This is a genomic window from Pseudalkalibacillus sp. R45 (genome assembly GCF_052246725.1).
Lineage (GTDB): Bacteria > Bacillota > Bacilli > Bacillales > Fictibacillaceae > Pseudalkalibacillus.
The window spans coordinates 98,682-115,143 of sequence record NZ_JBQQCL010000010.1 but is presented as its reverse complement, the minus strand read 5'-3'; the positions used below and the strand labels follow the sequence as shown (position 1 = coordinate 115,143).

General features: G+C 44.3%; 14 protein-coding genes and 1 pseudogene. 1 reads left to right on the top strand and 14 read right to left on the bottom strand.

Features of this window, described 5'->3' with window-relative positions:
• Window positions 1-6: 6 nt before the first annotated feature.
• Genes ACTWQL_RS16920 through ACTWQL_RS16900 form a run of 5 tightly spaced genes read right to left on the bottom strand, consistent with a single transcriptional unit; the run spans window position 7 to window position 6,078 of the window.
• Window positions 7-1,338: a purine-cytosine permease family protein gene (locus ACTWQL_RS16920; protein ID WP_443143606.1), complete on the bottom strand. Its 1,332-nt coding sequence runs from the start codon at window positions 1,336-1,338 to the stop codon at window positions 7-9.
• Window positions 1,339-1,386: 48 nt separating this feature from the next.
• Window positions 1,387-1,716 carry a cupin domain-containing protein gene (locus tag ACTWQL_RS16915; protein WP_443143605.1) on the bottom strand — a complete coding sequence of 110 codons (330 nt, stop codon included), beginning with the start codon at window positions 1,714-1,716 and terminating at the stop codon, window positions 1,387-1,389.
• Window positions 1,716-3,461, bottom strand: a complete 1,746-nt coding sequence (locus ACTWQL_RS16910) for a hydantoinase B/oxoprolinase family protein (protein WP_443143604.1) — start codon at window positions 3,459-3,461, stop codon at window positions 1,716-1,718. The genes ACTWQL_RS16915 and ACTWQL_RS16910 overlap by 1 nt, the downstream gene beginning before the upstream one ends.
• 1 nt (window position 3,462) lies before the next feature.
• On the bottom strand, window positions 3,463-5,508 hold the full coding sequence (locus tag ACTWQL_RS16905) for a hydantoinase/oxoprolinase family protein (RefSeq protein WP_443143603.1): 2,046 nt from the start codon (window positions 5,506-5,508) through the stop codon (window positions 3,463-3,465).
• Window positions 5,509-5,535: 27 nt separating this feature from the next.
• Complete coding sequence (locus ACTWQL_RS16900) at window positions 5,536-6,078, bottom strand: helix-turn-helix domain-containing protein (protein ID WP_443143602.1); 543 nt, start codon at window positions 6,076-6,078, stop codon at window positions 5,536-5,538.
• Between the two features lie 428 nt (window positions 6,079-6,506).
• On the opposite strand from ACTWQL_RS16900, the gene ACTWQL_RS16895 reads away from it, so the two are divergent.
• Complete coding sequence (locus ACTWQL_RS16895) at window positions 6,507-7,067, top strand: hypothetical protein (RefSeq protein ID WP_443143601.1); 561 nt, start codon at window positions 6,507-6,509, stop codon at window positions 7,065-7,067.
• Window positions 7,068-7,088: 21 nt separating this feature from the next.
• Here the strand turns inward: ACTWQL_RS16895 and ACTWQL_RS16890 are convergent, their stop codons facing one another.
• The 9 genes and pseudogenes from ACTWQL_RS16890 to ACTWQL_RS16850 form a co-directional block, all read right to left on the bottom strand.
• Complete coding sequence (locus tag ACTWQL_RS16890) at window positions 7,089-8,501, bottom strand: PQQ-dependent sugar dehydrogenase (RefSeq protein ID WP_443143600.1); 1,413 nt, start codon at window positions 8,499-8,501, stop codon at window positions 7,089-7,091.
• A 191-nt stretch (window positions 8,502-8,692) separates the two neighbouring features.
• Window positions 8,693-9,241 (bottom strand): hypothetical protein, encoded by a 549-nt coding sequence (locus tag ACTWQL_RS16885; protein ID WP_443143599.1) that lies wholly within the window; start codon window positions 9,239-9,241, stop codon window positions 8,693-8,695.
• 119 nt (window positions 9,242-9,360) lie between these two features.
• On the bottom strand, window positions 9,361-10,260 hold the full coding sequence (locus ACTWQL_RS16880) for a M23 family metallopeptidase (protein WP_443143598.1): 900 nt from the start codon (window positions 10,258-10,260) through the stop codon (window positions 9,361-9,363).
• A gap of 473 nt (window positions 10,261-10,733) precedes the next feature.
• Window positions 10,734-11,291 (bottom strand): alpha/beta fold hydrolase, encoded by a 558-nt coding sequence (locus tag ACTWQL_RS16875; RefSeq protein WP_443143597.1) that lies wholly within the window; start codon window positions 11,289-11,291, stop codon window positions 10,734-10,736.
• 33 nt (window positions 11,292-11,324) lie between these two features.
• Window positions 11,325-11,912 (bottom strand): annotated as a pseudogene (locus ACTWQL_RS16870) (TetR/AcrR family transcriptional regulator).
• Window positions 11,913-12,113: 201 nt separating this feature from the next.
• A complete protein-coding gene (locus tag ACTWQL_RS16865) occupies window positions 12,114-12,524 on the bottom strand; it encodes an alpha/beta fold hydrolase (protein WP_443143596.1) in 411 nt (136 codons plus the stop codon).
• Window positions 12,525-12,817: 293 nt separating this feature from the next.
• Entirely contained in the window at window positions 12,818-14,017 is a 1,200-nt protein-coding gene (locus ACTWQL_RS16860; protein WP_443143595.1) for a M20 peptidase aminoacylase family protein, read from the bottom strand.
• Window positions 14,001-14,876 (bottom strand): GNAT family N-acetyltransferase, encoded by an 876-nt coding sequence (locus ACTWQL_RS16855; protein WP_443143594.1) that lies wholly within the window; start codon window positions 14,874-14,876, stop codon window positions 14,001-14,003. The genes ACTWQL_RS16860 and ACTWQL_RS16855 overlap by 17 nt, the downstream gene beginning before the upstream one ends.
• Entirely contained in the window at window positions 14,839-16,449 is a 1,611-nt protein-coding gene (locus ACTWQL_RS16850; RefSeq protein WP_443143593.1) for an N-acyl-D-amino-acid deacylase family protein, read from the bottom strand. The genes ACTWQL_RS16855 and ACTWQL_RS16850 overlap by 38 nt, the downstream gene beginning before the upstream one ends.
• Window positions 16,450-16,462: the final 13 nt, after the last annotated feature.

Sequence of the window (16,462 nt, the reverse complement as noted above, 5' to 3'; positions counted from 1 at the left end):
TCAAGATTATCCTGATTTCCGAAGATTTTGAGGTTCCTGTTTAGTAAAATGATCCGGTTTCATGTTCTTTTTGATATTCATTGCAATCAAGTATACGATTCCTGAAGCGATAAGCGATTGTACAGCTGGAAGACCGAACGAATTGACATATTGAGTCAAATAGCCGACAAACGTCCCTACCACCAAGGCGATCGTCGCCATCCAGTTCCATCCTTTATTATCGATCCATTGTTGATGCCTTAGGAAAAAGAAATCGGCCATCATCACGCCGGCGATTGCAGGGTAGATCAATGCGGTCATATAAAGGAAATCCATGAAATAATCCAAGATTCCTGCAAGAGCGATGATGATTGCAATGATGGTGCCGCCTAGTGTCAATAATGCACGCCCTTTATTCGAATTGACATTCAACATATTCGCAAGGGCCAGCCCCATGCTGTAATTGTTGACTAGTTGACTTGTCCAGGTTGCAAACCAAAGGATCAAGAATCCCCAGACAGGAAATCCGAGATTCATCATGACGTTCACGATATCTGCATCACCTACTCCCACGGACATGATTGCCCCCACATAGAACAAAGGGAATCCTACACCGATGATCCCTAATGGAATCAGGATATTGTCCTTGACTTTAGGTTTCGCGTAACGTGTATAGTCTGAAGCAATCACCCATTGGGAAACATTGACGCCGATGATCAGGCTAACCGCTCCCAAAAAGGTCATCGATGGCTCAGGCTTCCAGGAGGTGATTGTTTCTAACCCGGTGTTCTTCAATGCGTAGAATATTCCAGCGATGATCAGGATCAGGCCGGCTGGCACAGCGATATAATCTGTCCATTTCATCGAACCGTATCCGATAATGGAAGGAATCGCAAACAACAGGCCGACGATGACCGTGACAATCCCCCAGGAAAAAATCTGGTTTTCATAATCAATCCCGATCATCGCGGAAATCGCGTTTCCTGCAACGGCTGTTTGCAAAGCCCACCAACCTAATGAAACGATGAAGATGGTTAGCCCGACGATGAATCTCGCCTGCGAAGCCCCGAAGCTGCTCCTGGCAATCACGGAAGAAGAACGACCAGTCTTCGCGCCGATATAACCTGAAATTGCGTTCCCAAGCCATTGGAAAACGAATAATGCGACCAACAGGATCCAAAAGATGGCGGACATACCGAAAGCGCCTGCAAGCGTCGCCCCGGCCATCAATACCGGAATCGTGAATTCCAGTCCGCCGAAAATCATTGCTGGAGTCAACCAGTGCTGTCTTTTATCCTGTGGAATTCGAGCAAGAGCTTCATCCTTACCTACTGAATTCGTATTTCCTTTTTCATTCATGCTTCTATCCCCCCAATACTTTATTTTGGTAAAAACGAAGTCGGTTACTTATCCGACTAGAACGAATACGAGTTCACAAGCCTCGCTACCATCGTTGAATGCAATATGTTCCTCACCAGCTGGTATGAATGTTGCTTGCCCGGCAGAAACCCGAGTCTGTTCATCCTTTATTTCAGTAAGGATCGACCCTTTTACGATGACAGAATATTCATTTTCTTCATGGTTCGAAACACCAGCTAGAGGCACTCTTTCACCAGGATGGATCGTTACTGTCCCGACTTTTACGGTGATATCTTGTTTTTCTTCTTCAAACAGGGTCCTGAGAGAAAACGCCCTGTTTTCCTGAGCAGCAGTTTCATGGATGTCCACAACCATCATCAGCGTTTCCTCCTCAGTTCAGTAACGCTTTCGACATGGAAGGTCTCCCCATCGACGATGACACCGAACTTTTCTTTTGCTTGTTCGACAGTGATGTACCCATTTTTCACATCAAGTGCAACTTGTTCGGCAGGACGGTCTTCCGGATTCCCGTAACCTCCACCAGTCGCAGTCATCAGCTTGACGACGTCTCCCCTATTCAATGGATAACGTGGATAGATTCCGAATGGACCATCAACCTCACCATCCGCCTTTTCGATGATGAATTCGTTTGGTGAACCATCTTCTCCACCATTCGTTCCCCAAGGTACGAATTTATTCCTTCCAAACGTTGCGGAAACCATCTGACTATCCGTCATCGCCCGATAAGAACGAATCACTCCTGCGCCACCGATATATTCACCGGCACCTGCTCCGTCTGTCCGGAGACTGTATTCATCAATCATGACTCCATACCGTGTTTCGGCCACTTCAACCGGAACGTTGTACGTCTCACCGTCTCCGATACAAAATTGCCCTCTGGCACCGTCTTGATCTTTTGCTGCCCCCCAGCCTCCGACAGAAGGTTCGACGATCAGGAATGGTTCGTCCGTCTCATGGTGATTCCCAGCTAAGATGACAGCGCAGACAGACAATAGATGTCCGGCAGATAAACGTTCTGGAAGCTCCGGTGCAAGAGCTTGCCAGATCAGGTCCGCTCCCGCCAACATGCTTTCCCAATAGATCGAGACTGGGGCAGGCCGTTCTGCCGCTAATACCGATTTCGGATCTGTAATGATTTCAAGCGGTCGGAACACACCATCATTCACGTCCTGGGATGGGTTGGTAATCGCCAGAAAAATCGTCCGAACTGCTGAGACGAGTGCTGTATAGGAGCAGTTGATTGGCCCCGGAACTTGAGGATGGCTACCCCGGAAGTCGCATATGAATTTGTCATCCGTTATGGTGACCTTCACCTGGATCTTGAATGGGCCGTTTCCAAATCCATCGTCATCGATAAAGCTCTCCGCATGGAACGTGCCTTTTGGAAGTTTAGCTAATTCTTTGCGTGCCATCTGTTCACCGTGATCGAGGAGGTGATCGACAGATGCGCGCACGACATCCTTTCCGTATTTATCACAAAGCTCCCTCACCCGTTTTTCACCTGTACGCAATGCTGCGACCTGAGCCCATAGATCTCCAAGTGAAAGATCAGGGAATCGGACATTCGATTCGATGATATCGACGATCGGTTGATTAAGCTTCCCCTCGTCAAAGAGCTTGACGCATGGGAATTGCAAACCTTCCTGAAAAATTTCAGTCGCATCATTACTGAAAGATCCGGGGTCTTTTCCGCCGACTTCCGTCCAATGCGCCTTGTTTGCGGAAAAAGCAACGATTTCACCTTCATGGAAGATCGGCATGACCAGGCCCACATCAGACAAGTGCGAGCCGCCTCCGCCATAAGGATCATTGATGATGACGATATCACCCGGCTTCAACTGATTTTTTCCTCCGAATTTTTCAAGCGTCTGCTTGACCATGAAGGTGAGCATCCCGATGAAGCCGGTTACGCCATTCCCCTGAGTCAATAACTGTCCTTTCGAATCGGTGAGTCCGCTCGCATAGTCCAATACTTCATAAATGATCGGACTCATCGATGTCCTTGCCAACGCATAGAACATTTCATCTCCAGTTGCGATCATTGAATCTTTCACAATTTCCAATGTAAACGGATCGACTTTCACATTTGTTGTAGTCGTCATCTCATTCCACCCCCGTATCGATGATTAAGTTTCCATAAACGTCCACTGTCAATGTCTGGCCAGGATATAAGACCGTGGTAGCTGAAGGTTCTTCGATGATCGCGGGTCCTACCACCTTCATTCCCGGTGAAAGCAACTCACGATGGAATACGTCGGTCTCCAACCATCCTTCCTCTTCGTAAAACACGCTCCTTGTTTCTTTCAGGGCAACTTCCAAATTGTCACTGGAACGTGCGAGCTTTTGTAATTCCGGTTTCTGGACCCTTCCAAAGGCTGTCAGGTGAAGATTGACGATCTCAGTCTGCGCCTCCTCCAATTTGAACGTGAAATTCTTTTCATGAAGTTCATGGAACCTCCGGATCACTTCTTCTATCGATTCCTTCGAAAGCTCTCCTTCAGGAACCGGTACCTTCACTGTGTGCTCCTGACCGAGATATCGCATATCAGCAAAGCGAGTGAACAGGACCCGGTCAGTTGTCACATCTTCCTCTTCATATTGCTTTGTCGCCTGGTCTTCCAACGTTGTCCACTCTTCATTCAACCCTTCTAAATCAATTTCATTCAATCGTTTGATATAAGTCTGTATATAATCGTGTCGTAGGTCAGTCATAAGCATCCCCCACGCTGAGAAGACGGATGATGCGACAGGGACTACCACTTTCTTGACTCCAAGGTCCTGAGCGAGTGCAGGGGCATGCATCGAACCCCCACCACCGAACGCGACGAGTGTGAACTCCTTTGGATTGTATCCTTTACGGACTGAAATAAGCTTCAAGGCGTTCAGCATATTCGAGTTGGCGATACGGATGATCCCGAGTGCCCCTTCCTCTGTGGATAATCCAAACCGGTTCGATACTTTTTCATCGATCGCTTTTTTGACATGATCGAGATCAACTGTATAATCGAAGTTTTCTGGAGATAAACGACCGGTGATCAAATTCGCATCCGTCGTTGTCGGTTCAGTCCCGCCTTGTCCATAGGCGACAGGTCCTGGGACTGCCCCTGCCGATTGGGGACCGACTTTAAGAGAGCCACCTTCATCAATCCATGCGATGGACCCTCCTCCGTTCCCGATTTCAACAATATCGACAACCGGAACTTTGATCGGATAACCAGCGCTCCGCTGGTTTTTTTCAATATAATAGTCCGTTGAAACCTTGACTTCCCCTTTATTGATCAGTGAACATTTTGCCGTCGTCCCACCGATGTCGAACGCTATGATGTTTTCTTCCCCGATCATTTCTCCGAGGACTGCGGAACCATATATTCCTGCCACAGGACCCGATTCAACCATGTTGATCGGTGTCTGTTTAGCTTGATCGAAGGTTGTCGTTCCGCCATTCGACTGCATGATGTAATTATGGCTATCCGCATCGTTCTCTAGAAGCTTGTTGTTAAGCCGATCCACATATGAAGCAGCTGTCGGCTTGACATACGAATTCAATATCACGGTGCTTGTCCGCTCATACTCCCGCCATTCCTTCGTGACCTCATGTGAAGCAGTGACGGCAACTTCCGGCCAAAGCTCCTTGATCAACTGGACCGTTTCTTTTTCATGCTGCGGATTGTTGTATGCATGTAAATAAGCGACAGCGATCGCTTCTACGCCTTCTTTTTGAAAGTAATTGACGATCTCCTTTACCTGGTCTTGATCGAAGGGAGTAATGACGTTCCCGTTATGGTCAAGCCTTTCATCGACCTCTCTTCTCAAGTAGCGATCAACAAAAGGTGCAGGTTTTTGATAACGTACATTGAACAAGTCCGGCCTGTTTCCCCTTGCGATTTCCAGTACATCACGGAACCCTTTTGTTGTGATCAGGGCTGTTTTCGCACCTTTCCTTTCCGTCAATGCGTTGATGATCACAGTCGTACCATGGATGAACGTTTTGATGGCTTTCTGGTCGATCTCGCTTTTTTCGATGACATCTACGACACCCTTTTCAAAATTAGGTGGGGTGGTATGTGTCTTAGCAATCCCGACTTTTCCATTTTGGTCTACATAAACCAGGTCCGTAAATGTCCCTCCGATATCTGTTGCTACTCTCATAATGACCACCTTTCTTCTCTATGATTTTTAAAAAATGTTAGGCGTTAAAACACATAGAATAGTAGATTCCTCATTCAAGGGATTTTCCCAAAAGTGAGGTGCGGTTGAAGGAAAATGAATGGATTCACCTTCCCTTACGAAGTATTCTTTTCCATCTACGTTGAACAGGACGGCTCCATGGATCACATAATAGAATTCCTCCCCAGGGTGACTTGATGTCTGTGTCTGGACTTGCTTTGGCGACAATGTGACCATCAGCGGTTCTAGGGATCTGTTCGCGAATTCACCGTTCAACCGTATATAAGTTGCTGGGGAACCCTCGATTTTGAATGGTTTCCTGCTTTCCTTTTTTACGATGTAATTGTAATTCGTTTCAGTCTCAAAAAATTCTGTGATGGGGACATCGAATGCATCTGCGATTTTTTTCAAAGACGTAATGGCAAGTGAAGATGAGCCACGTTCCACTTGAGACAGAAAACTGACGGAAAGCTCCGTTTTCTTACTCAGATCCTTCAGGGTATACCCATTCTTTTTTCGAAGACCCTTTATTTTCTTGTGAATTTCATCCATAACATACTTCCTTTCAATGCAACAAAAAATTCTAATTATACAGTAATTAATTAAAGCAATACTGAACTTTTTATCATCTTATAATATAAATTTTTGAATTGAAAGAATATTTAATAAATTTTTGAGATACAAAAAAGGACGCTCTCTTCAGCGTCCTCCATATATATAAAGATCCTGCTATTTTCCTTTGTTTAAGCGATACACGTTTTCGCCGACTGTCCGACAAGACGAAATACATGTTATATAGATGTTTTTCTCTCTGTTTCTATGTATCCTAAATTCTTCCTTAAACATTCCTGGAATCTCATTTAATACCCATTATTTCAAATAAGATGGATATTGACGTTTAGATTATTATTAGTTCTATCTCTAATAATGAAAAATAGAATGTATGATAACGTATAAATCATTTAGGACGAGGTGGAAAGGTGTATTTTTTCAAACCTATTTCTGATGAGGTTCGTTTATCTCAATTAATAATGAATAGATATAAAAAAACGAGGATACTTATTTTAGGGTCTATTTTTTCCTGTATTGCTGCTATTCTGCAGGCCGCTGGCGGATTTTTACCAGCTATAGGATATTTTATAAGTCCGCTAGCCACTGCACCTATTCTGTTATGTGCGATGTTTTCCATTCCATTTGGAGTAATGTCTTATTTTCTTACAATCATGTTGTTATTCATCCTACAGCCAACTGAGCTATTCATATTTCCTTTTACAACAGGTTTGTTAGGGGTTGGCATAGGGGCATCGTTTCACTTTTTCAAGAGGAGATTGAGTATTATTGCTACCGGTACGATTCTTTTAATGTCAGGTATTATGAGTCTACTATTTATTTTTCACTTTCCAGTTTTAGGTCCTGTCGTCTCTTATTCCTTTTCATTTCTTACGTCTGGAATGATCTTTATATTTTCTTTCCTTTATAGCTGGTTATGGGTTGAAATGGCTTTAATCATTTTTACAAGATTGAAAGGGATTATAATTTAGTGATCCTCAAATCTTCAAGGTTCATGGAACGATTTCAAAAACAATACCCTGGTTAAAATCAGTCACTTTCATAGAGCCATAAACCCCTAAATATAATCTGGAGTGATTCAGATTCGTTCCCAAACCGACAAAATAGGCTGATTGAGACCCAAAATCATAATCGGTTTGAATCAGACTAAAATCATTCTGTCTACCATCAGGTCTTACGCTGGTATAAGCTAAAGCCCCTCTAACCTGAGGCTGGGATTCCTTCCGGGCAAGATCGGTAAACACAACCCTTCCTGTTAAATCAGGGATTCCATTCCCCATATAGGACTGTACTCCTGTAAGCGCAGTTCCTCCAAACTTATCTGGCCTGTCATCTTTATGAAAATAACTAGTCAAAGGCTGAAGTCGACTCCCTGAAAGAGTCACTGCTTCATTATAAAAAGCAATTGTTTTCTCATCCAAATCCGGATCTTTTGTGCAGCCTCTTATAACCGGAGTTGGAAAAGCACCTTCCCACCCTCGCCAGCCAAAGTTGATGAATCCTTCGTGGTCAAGTTCAGAATTCATGAAAGAAGCCTGAATAAGCTGAGTGACAGGTATTGGTTTATATTGGACGAATGAATAGATCGACTCGACCAGATCCTGTCCGACAATACCCGCATATTTAATATACTGATTATAAAACTTTTGATATGAAATGCCCGGTATATTGCGAACCCCTTTGGCCATTACTGTGAGCGTTCCCTGAATTGTTGGTGGAAGTTCATTAAAGCGTGTGGCAATAGGTGGTTGATTGATGTTTGTATTCTTACTTACATCAATTTCAATTATTTTACCAGCGATTTCCAGATCGTCTTGACTTAAGTTAAATGGATCATAGCCTGCTCCTCCATCACCGGTGGTTAACACAAGTTTTCCTGTTTCAGGAGAAAAGTTCAAACTATTGAAACCATTATGATTAGAAAATGGTCTTCTTAAGTTAAGTAATGTCCGTCGTTTTTGAGGGTGACCACTCGATTGTAAAATCCATTCTTCAACTGTATCAATATGATCATATTGCGTTTCTCTATTCACCCATCTTAGGTTTAAAGTTTCAGGATCACATGGGTCAGGATTGAAACTTTTAGAGGGAGCACCTGGACCTTGTGTTCCAGCTACTGAATAATGAAGGTAAAACAGACCGTTCTGATAAAAATTAGGATGAAACGCAAGCCCCAGCAATCCCCGTTCATCATATCCGCCACTAGAAACTCCTAGTTTTATGATACGCGGGCGAATATCTAAAAAAGGTCTGATAACGCCGTTCCCTATGGAAAAGATCTCTCCGATCTGGGTTGCAATAAATAATCTTTCCATTGATTCGCCTGGAAGTATAGTGGTTTTCAAAACAGTGGGTAAATTTATGTTACTTACAAGAGGCTGTAAACCAACTTTAACTTTTTTCAACTAACTTGACCTCCCTCCTATTGATTTCTTTTATAAAAGCAGCTAGAAATTGATGTCTAAGTAAAGATATGAATCATTTCTGATCGTTATTCAAGAAAAGGGATGATTGATGGAGAAGGATTACAGATGGGTAATGGACAGGGGTAGACTCGGTATGCTGACACAAGCTGAAACGCAAAAAACACATCGGATCATCGATGTGTTTTTAACAACAATCGCTCTATTTCCTCTGAAGGAAGATGGAGACGTTTACCAGCTGAGAGAATCGAATCAACCGCTTCCGACGCATGTCGATCAGCAGATTGTTCCAGTGTTTTCAACTCCTTCACATCAAAGTGGCCTTCATGCTCTTCGATGAGTTTTTTCGTAGTCTCCATTTCGAGTTTTCTTAAACGATGCGATTCTTTTATGTTTGTTAATGCAGACTCAAGTTCTGCTCGTACATCTTTTGGAAGATCAGGCGGAACTCCCAACTCCCAGAGGGCTGAGATCGCTTCGGTGACGAAGGCATAGGCATTGTCAGCTTCATCATATGCGGCATCGGCATTTCCAGATTCAAGCGTTCTTCGATAGTCGGCAACGGCTTTATCAGCCTCACCATTGAGGGAAGCATAATCTTTTACAAAGGATTCGAATGCTTCTTGTTGGTTTCTTTGGTAATAAACAAAAGCACAAATCAGCACAATAAGAATAACAAGGGCGACCGCAATAGAAGCTTTCTTATGCTTCACCATCTTCATCTCTCACCCTTCTCTTTCTTTTTCTTTGTAATAACGAATAAATTTCGCAAAGCGATACACCGAAATAAGATCGGCATCATTTTATTACTGGATTTAATTTTCAACCTGGTTTAGTAAAACTACAAAACCAGGCTGTTTCTAACAAGGAACCTTCCATTGAAATGAATAGGTACACCTTCTCCATCTTTTTCAGCATGTATATGTAAATGGGGTTCACTTGTATTACCGGAATTTCCGACAAGACCAATTTGTTCTCCTTTTTCCACAACATCCCCAGCTTCCACTTCCACACTTCCCTCTTGCATATGGGCAATATAGACGTTTGCTTCCTTCCCTTCACATTTTAGATTGACAAAATTCCCTTCTGGTCTTTCGGAATCCGCTTCCGGAGGTATCATATCAGGAAGATGGTCACGAGCTTCAAGGACTTCTCCGGAACACGGGCTATACAACTCATCTCCGAAAATATCGTACTTATCGAGTTGTTTCGGATATATTCCAGCAGCCCGTGCTCCAAATGGATTAAGCTCGACAATGTCCAGCGCGTATCGTTGTGGAGGATATTCATTATGGTAATTGATCTGTACCTGGTTACCGCCCTGACCGATATAATAAACCCCATTTTTCAACGGAAAATCCAATTCAATCGCTTGTTCATCGGTTGAATATCCACAGAACACCAGCACATTATAAATGCCGAAGACCACCAACAGTACTCCGTAGATGCCGAGGGACCATTTTTGTTTAGAATCATATTTGATACGAGTAGGCAAGGATCGTGCTTTTTTCCATGACATATATATCCCAAGTAACAGCAATATCGGCCATATGAACCGCAAGTAGTAGCTGAACCAATCCCATGGTGATGAAAAGAATATCCAGGATATAAAAAACACATTAAAAATCGTCTGTACAATCCAATCGAGCTTACTATGAAAAGACCCTTTCCATAGGGAAATAATTAACACGAGAGGTAAAATTAATTGCATGATGATTAATTGAATAATTGAAAATATCATTAATAATTGCTCCTCTTTACATTTTAATGACCCTAGAACACCACTGCCGTGTTAGGAAAGACACGCTCAAACCTAAACGCATGACGTCCGTCTTTGTCATGTAGTGTGCCATATTCATTCATGATAGGTCCTCCTTACTAAGATCAAGATCGACAACTATTAAGCAAGAAGCCCAGTCACAATATGATATTCTACAAGTCATCACCAAATCCTGTATCACTCTTCAACGCTTTTCCTGGAATATTACGGGTTTAGCTGTGTAGTTTTTGTGAGTTTAACTTTGAAGCAATGAGTGGGATAGAAAAATTCTAAAATAAAGCGAAGGTAAGGATAGATACTATAGGGTTTTCGTGGAGGACGTGATTTGTAACAGTAATATACTTGCATTTCTTCTGTTTTAAAAAAAGAAGGTATAGAGTCTATCATCCTTTGCGGACAATACCCGATACCTTCTCCCATGTGAAAATCTCTGATTAACGATTCACTGCTTCAATATCATGAATAAGTTCAGGCAGATCACCTTGGAATAAATGCCCGTAGTTCTCGAAGATCCTTTTCTTCGCGTTTGGAAGCTTATAGGCATAGTGCTCAAAATGTGAAAAAGGTACAACTTCATCATTGCAGCTATGATAAAGATAGATTTGTGAGATTTGAGGTAGTCTTGCAGCAAAATCATCGGAGAGTTCAAATTCTTTATATCGCCAATCATCAAGGCCCCAGTATGGTGATCCAATCACAAACAAACCAGAGATGGATAAATCACAATATTCTTCTGACAGGTACTTCAGGAGGACAGAGCCACCTAATGAATGACCGATCAGAATAACCGGGGAACCCTTTAACTCAGAAAGTTGCGCTTGCAGTTCGTTCTTCCATGGATCATATCTCGGGTTATCTGGATCTGGCATTTCAGGGGAGGAAAAATGGTAATCCGAACGAAGCGATTTTTGTAAGTATGCGATCAGTTGACTACTCCCTTGCTTCCCTTCCTGGGGTCCTGCGCTGTGAATAAACAATACTTGTTTTTTCAAATCATAACCTCCTTGCAAATCTTATTTATATCACTAAGGTCTGCAAAATTCATCGATGATTTGTTTCTTCATCTCTTCTATGGGAAATTGCTCTGGATAAGTTGAGATCATCAGCATGGTTCCTTGCAGAGTAGAAGAAAAGTACAACGACCTTTTCCGGGGGTTCTCTACTCCCATCTTTTCAAAGATCTCACATTGCACCTCGAACAGTTTTGCGTTTTCTTCCACCAGCTGCCTGCTGTATTTTATTAATTCTTCATCAGCTTCCGGCTGTGTCTGCAGGTGCAAATAAAACCTGTGTACTTCAGGATTTTGACAGACGTTATTGATCGCTCCATTGATAATGTACTTCAGCTGTTCAGCAGGGGTTTTATAATCAGCCGTTCCTTCCAGGACTTTTGCGATCTCCTAGATCCGAACCTCCACCATTCTCGAAAGCAGCTCTTCTTTCCCCTTGTAATAGTTATAAAGCAAACCTTTCGAAATCCCAGCTTGACTAGCAACATCACTGATTGAAGTAGCGTGATACCCCTGTTTTATAAACAACTCCATTGCAGCTGTATGGATTTTTTCCTGGGATATTTTCCGAATGCGTTCCTTCTCTATTGGTGTTCGTGGCATGTTGACATTCATCCTCCATGAAATCAGTAATAAGGCATGATAGTTCTGCAGGGTGGGTCAGCGTCACCATATGGTCGCTATCCTGAATTTCAATGACACGCACTGCCGGATTCTTTCGAAAGCATTCTGCCACTCGCTGATTATCCACAATTCCTTTTCTCCGATAATAAATAGCGTGTCTAAGTCAGTTCCGTTAACCTTTCAAACGTCGGTGGCTGTGGCCAAACCATTACAAAATGCCGGCCATTGGATGATCCGGTTCAAATAATCCATTTGCATTTGAACCATCATATCGCGTTGCGGCCGATCAAAACAAGCTTCGATACTCTTTGTGGATATTCCAATGTAAAATCCCTTGCAATCTGGCCACTGACCGACAAGCATGTCCTTTTCCAGTTGAAAATAATCAAGCAGATTCTTCAGGTCTTCTACATAATTGACTTGTACTGATGGGTCTGGTGAATTTCCGACACCACGTCCATCAAAAGTGATGACCTTAAAATGCTTCGATAACAGAGGCGTAACGAACGTCCAATCACGCACATCTGCACCACCACTATGAAGGAGTATAATAGGTTCGCCGTTCCCACTTACTTCATAATGTAAATCCATCGTTCAACCTCCAATTAAAAAGTCACTTTTATCCATTATTTCACTTTTGAATCAACGTTTAGTCAATAGAAAAGGATTAATCAAACGTCTTTATACTTTAAATTGCTTTCACTACACAAAAAAAAAGCTGCCCTTATAGGAGACAGCGATCTATCTTTCAAATGATCATTCTTTTTTAAATAAGGGCTGCAAGATGTTTTTGACGATCATAGTATTCCAAGGGCGTCCCCTTTTTTAGTGCATAATGGATTTAATATGAAATGGATAAATTGGGATAGACTGCATTCTGCAATCTATCCCTTTTTTGGATGTTCTGTTTTTTGAAGTTTCGTCTTTATCTGTTCAGACAATTTGATCATCGAGGCAGCCAAAATTGCGACGCCATTTTTCAAGGATGATAGATTGAATTCCATGTTCGGGTGATGCAGACCAGGGGTCAACCCTGTACCGAGACCGACCATGGTGGCTTGGATATCCGACTTGTTCTTCGAATAAAAATGAAAGTCTTCTCCTCCAGGTGTAACAGGAGGGGAGACTAACGCATCCTCACCTAATGCAGCGACGATCGCTTCTGCCACGATCTTTTCCATCGTGGGATTTGGAATGGCCGCGACCATCTTGGCGGCAACCTCTACTTCAACTTCACTGCCATTCGCTTTCGCAGCGTATTCGACTGCGGTCATTACCTTCTCTAGCAGCGTTTCCATCACTTCATTCGTCTGTGCCCGGACATCGATGCCGAATTCGGCTTCATCCGGGATGATATTGACGTTGTCACCGCCGGCTTTCACCTGCGTCACTTTCACCGAACTTGCAATGGTCGGATCGACTTTTACGGCATTCACAGCAGAGATGATCGCACCAAGGGAATCAACGACATTTATACCGTAATTCGGTCTGGAGCCATGTGCCTGCAGACCTTTCAGCCTGCCTTTCAGCAAGGTTGTCGCACCATGATGGATGGCAGGTGATGCCTCCCCGAAACGCATCTCTATTTCAGGTCTGACATGGAGACCTAATAGATAATCGACATCCTCCAATATCCCTTCCTCAATCATTTTCATCGCACCCTTCCCAGACTCTTCGGCGGGCTGGAAGATCAATTTCAGGTTGATGCCTTTCGGGATAAATCCGATTTTCTTCAAGCATTGAAAGGTATGAAGCACAACTGTCATATGGGCATCATGTCCGCAGGAATGGTTTGCATTCCAAACTCCGTCCACGTTTTGCCAAAGCGCATCCATATCGGCACGTAATCCGATTGTCGGACTCGGACGGTCTCCCGTTTCACTTTTCCAGTCGACGACGACGGCATGATGGTTTTCAAACATTTGATAGGAAAAGCCCAAGTCTGACAGTTTCCTGCATAGGTACTTTTTTGTATTTTCTTCTTTCCAGCTGACCTCTGCCAGGTCATGCAATAGGGCATACGTATCGAGAATCTGCTCCTCATTGTCGTTTACCCATTGTTTTATACTACTGATCAATTGCATTCCTTCTGTTCTCCCTTGATTGTCTATTTTGAACCAGCACGTAATGTGCGATGGATGGGTCCCTCAGGATCCCGACAACCTTATAGTCGGCAGCAAAAGCCTTTTGTGCTGCGTGACGGATCATCATTCGCCAATCCATGACCACATCTGGCGCTGATTCTTTGATCGTTCTGTGATTGGCCGGCACTGGCAACAAATGACCCGGTCCATCCCCGATATGATTCAGGGAATCCGGCACTGGGATTCCATCCTGCCACTGGATGTTGACTAACTTTTGGTAATCCTTCCATTCGATTTGAACGTTCCTTTTCCCGTTCGCTGCAGCGGTTACAGTCGGTGAATGGAGATCCCATTCGACGTGGAACCGATCAGACGGGATGCCGATGTTGACCTTATCCTTCATCTCACCGTAAACGGATTTGATGTAAGTTTTGGCATATGCACCAAGTTTGCAAAGATTGAGGTAAGCGTTGCGGGCTTCTAGCGGGTCGAACGTCCAGACGATTTTTTCATAGCCATATGTTATCGCCCACTTCCGCTGCTCGAACTTCAGCTGTTCACCCAACCCTTGATTTTGATAGTCAGGATTGATGGCCATCATATGCGAGCATAGATACGGTTTATCGCTTAGCTCACTGAACCCTGGAAATCCATAGCAGAATCCAGCCATCCTTCCCTTGTTATCATCGAATACGGCGATGACGACCCCGCCATTATGGTTAGCCGCCACCATTTGCGGCAGAGAAGTGACGACATCTTCTCCCCAGACCGCTTTCTGCAAGGCTACGATTTCTTCAAGGTGGTCGAAGTCCGTGACGACATCATACCTGAACTTTGCTTGCTTTGCTGCTGTGCTCACATCTGATCACCTTTCCGGCTGTTTCTCCAGTGAAGATGCCATCCTTGACTGCGACCGCTCCGTTGACGATGACATGCTCGATCCCTTCCGGCTCCTTCAACGGTTCATCGTAGGTGGCATTGTCAATCACGGTATCCGGGTTGAACACGACAAGGTCGGCAGCGTACCCTTCCCGTATGATTCCCCGATCCTTCAGTCGGAGCAGCTGTGCCGGGGCTCCTGTCATCCTGCGGATCGCTTCTTCCAGAGTAAGGGCTTGCTTTTCCCTGACGAACCTTCCAAGCACGCGAGGATAGGTTCCATACAATCTCGGATGCGGTTTCCCACCGAAAATCCCGTCCGAGCCGACGATCTGCAACGGATGCCTCATACCGAAGATGACATCCTCTTCATTGCCCCAGTGGACGATCATCGTGACACCGGCATTTTCTTCGATCAACAGGTCGAATGCGGCTTCAGCTGGCTCTACATCCCTTGCCTTCGCTATTTCCACCATGTTTTTTCCTTCCACCCAACGGTTTTGTTCGGTGGATACGGCGGTGATCGTGATATTTTCCCAACCGCAATTATACGCCCAATTCTCATAATCTACTTTATTGGCGAGGTCCTCCTTGATTCTTTTACGAATGGCAGGGTCTTTCAATCTCTCAATCATCTCTTCGGTTCCGCCAGAATGCATCCATGGCGGCAAAATGGCGTGGAAGACAGTTGATCCGGCTGTGTACGGATATTGGTCGAAGGTGATTTCGATCCCTTCACGGCGCCCTGCATCCATTTTTTCAAGAGCTTTCTCAAATTTATCCCGATTGATTTTACCGGCCACTTTAAAATGGGAAACATGGAGCCGGACCCCTGATTGCCTTGCGACATCGATGACTTCGTCAAGTGCTTCGAGGGAAAGATTGCTCTCATTGCGGATATGGACGACGAAGCAGCCATCATATTTGGCAGCCCCTTTACAGATCGCGATCAGCTCTTCTTTATCTGAAAAAACGTTCGGCGGGTAGACGAGCCCTGATGAAACACCCACTGCGCCCTGCTTCATCCCTTCTTCGACGAGATTGCGCATCTGTTCCATCTCATCTTTGGTTGCTGTCCTTCCTTCAAACCCCATGACAAGCGTCCGTACAGCACCATGTGGCACAAGGTACGTCGCATTGCCGGCTATCGTCGACCGCTCAAGGAAATCCAGGTATTCCTCTACCGTTTCCCACTGCCAATCCCCGATATCACCGTTCAACCCTTTCAACTGCTTCTGCCATAACGGTTTCGTTTCCTCTGAGACGGGGGCTACCGAAATCCCGTCCTGTCCGAACAATTCGGTTGTGACACCCTGTAAAACTTTGATTTTATGAATCTCGGGCTTCGTACATAATAAGTCGGAGTGGACATGGGTATCAATGAATCCTGGCGTTACAGCGAGACCGTCTGCCCTGATTTCCACTGCAGCCTTTTCACCGCTCAAGTTCCCCAGCTTCTCGATGACACCCTCCTTGATTCCGATGTCATAGTTCGTCCACGGGTTTCCTGTTCCATCAAATACCTTTCCGCCTTTAATGATCAGATCGTACACGGAAATTCCTCCT

Excerpts from the sequence above, each read along its gene's own strand:
- ACTWQL_RS16905 (WP_443143603.1), bottom strand. The coding sequence starts at position 5,508 with ATGAGAGTAGCAACAGATATCGGAGGGACATTTACGGACCTGGTTTAT.
- ACTWQL_RS16915 (WP_443143605.1), bottom strand. The coding sequence starts at position 1,716 with ATGATGGTTGTGGACATCCATGAAACTGCTGCTCAGGAAAACAGGGCG.
- ACTWQL_RS16865 (WP_443143596.1), bottom strand. The coding sequence starts at position 12,524 with ATGGATTTACATTATGAAGTAAGTGGGAACGGCGAACCTATTATACTC.
- ACTWQL_RS16920 (WP_443143606.1), bottom strand. The coding sequence starts at position 1,338 with ATGAATGAAAAAGGAAATACGAATTCAGTAGGTAAGGATGAAGCTCTT.
- ACTWQL_RS16900 (WP_443143602.1), bottom strand. The coding sequence starts at position 6,078 with ATGGATGAAATTCACAAGAAAATAAAGGGTCTTCGAAAAAAGAATGGG.
- ACTWQL_RS16880 (WP_443143598.1), bottom strand. The coding sequence starts at position 10,260 with ATGATATTTTCAATTATTCAATTAATCATCATGCAATTAATTTTACCT.
- ACTWQL_RS16910 (WP_443143604.1), bottom strand. The coding sequence starts at position 3,461 with ATGACGACTACAACAAATGTGAAAGTCGATCCGTTTACATTGGAAATT.
- ACTWQL_RS16885 (WP_443143599.1), bottom strand. The coding sequence starts at position 9,241 with ATGAAGATGGTGAAGCATAAGAAAGCTTCTATTGCGGTCGCCCTTGTT.
- ACTWQL_RS16860 (WP_443143595.1), bottom strand. The coding sequence starts at position 14,017 with ATGCAATTGATCAGTAGTATAAAACAATGGGTAAACGACAATGAGGAG.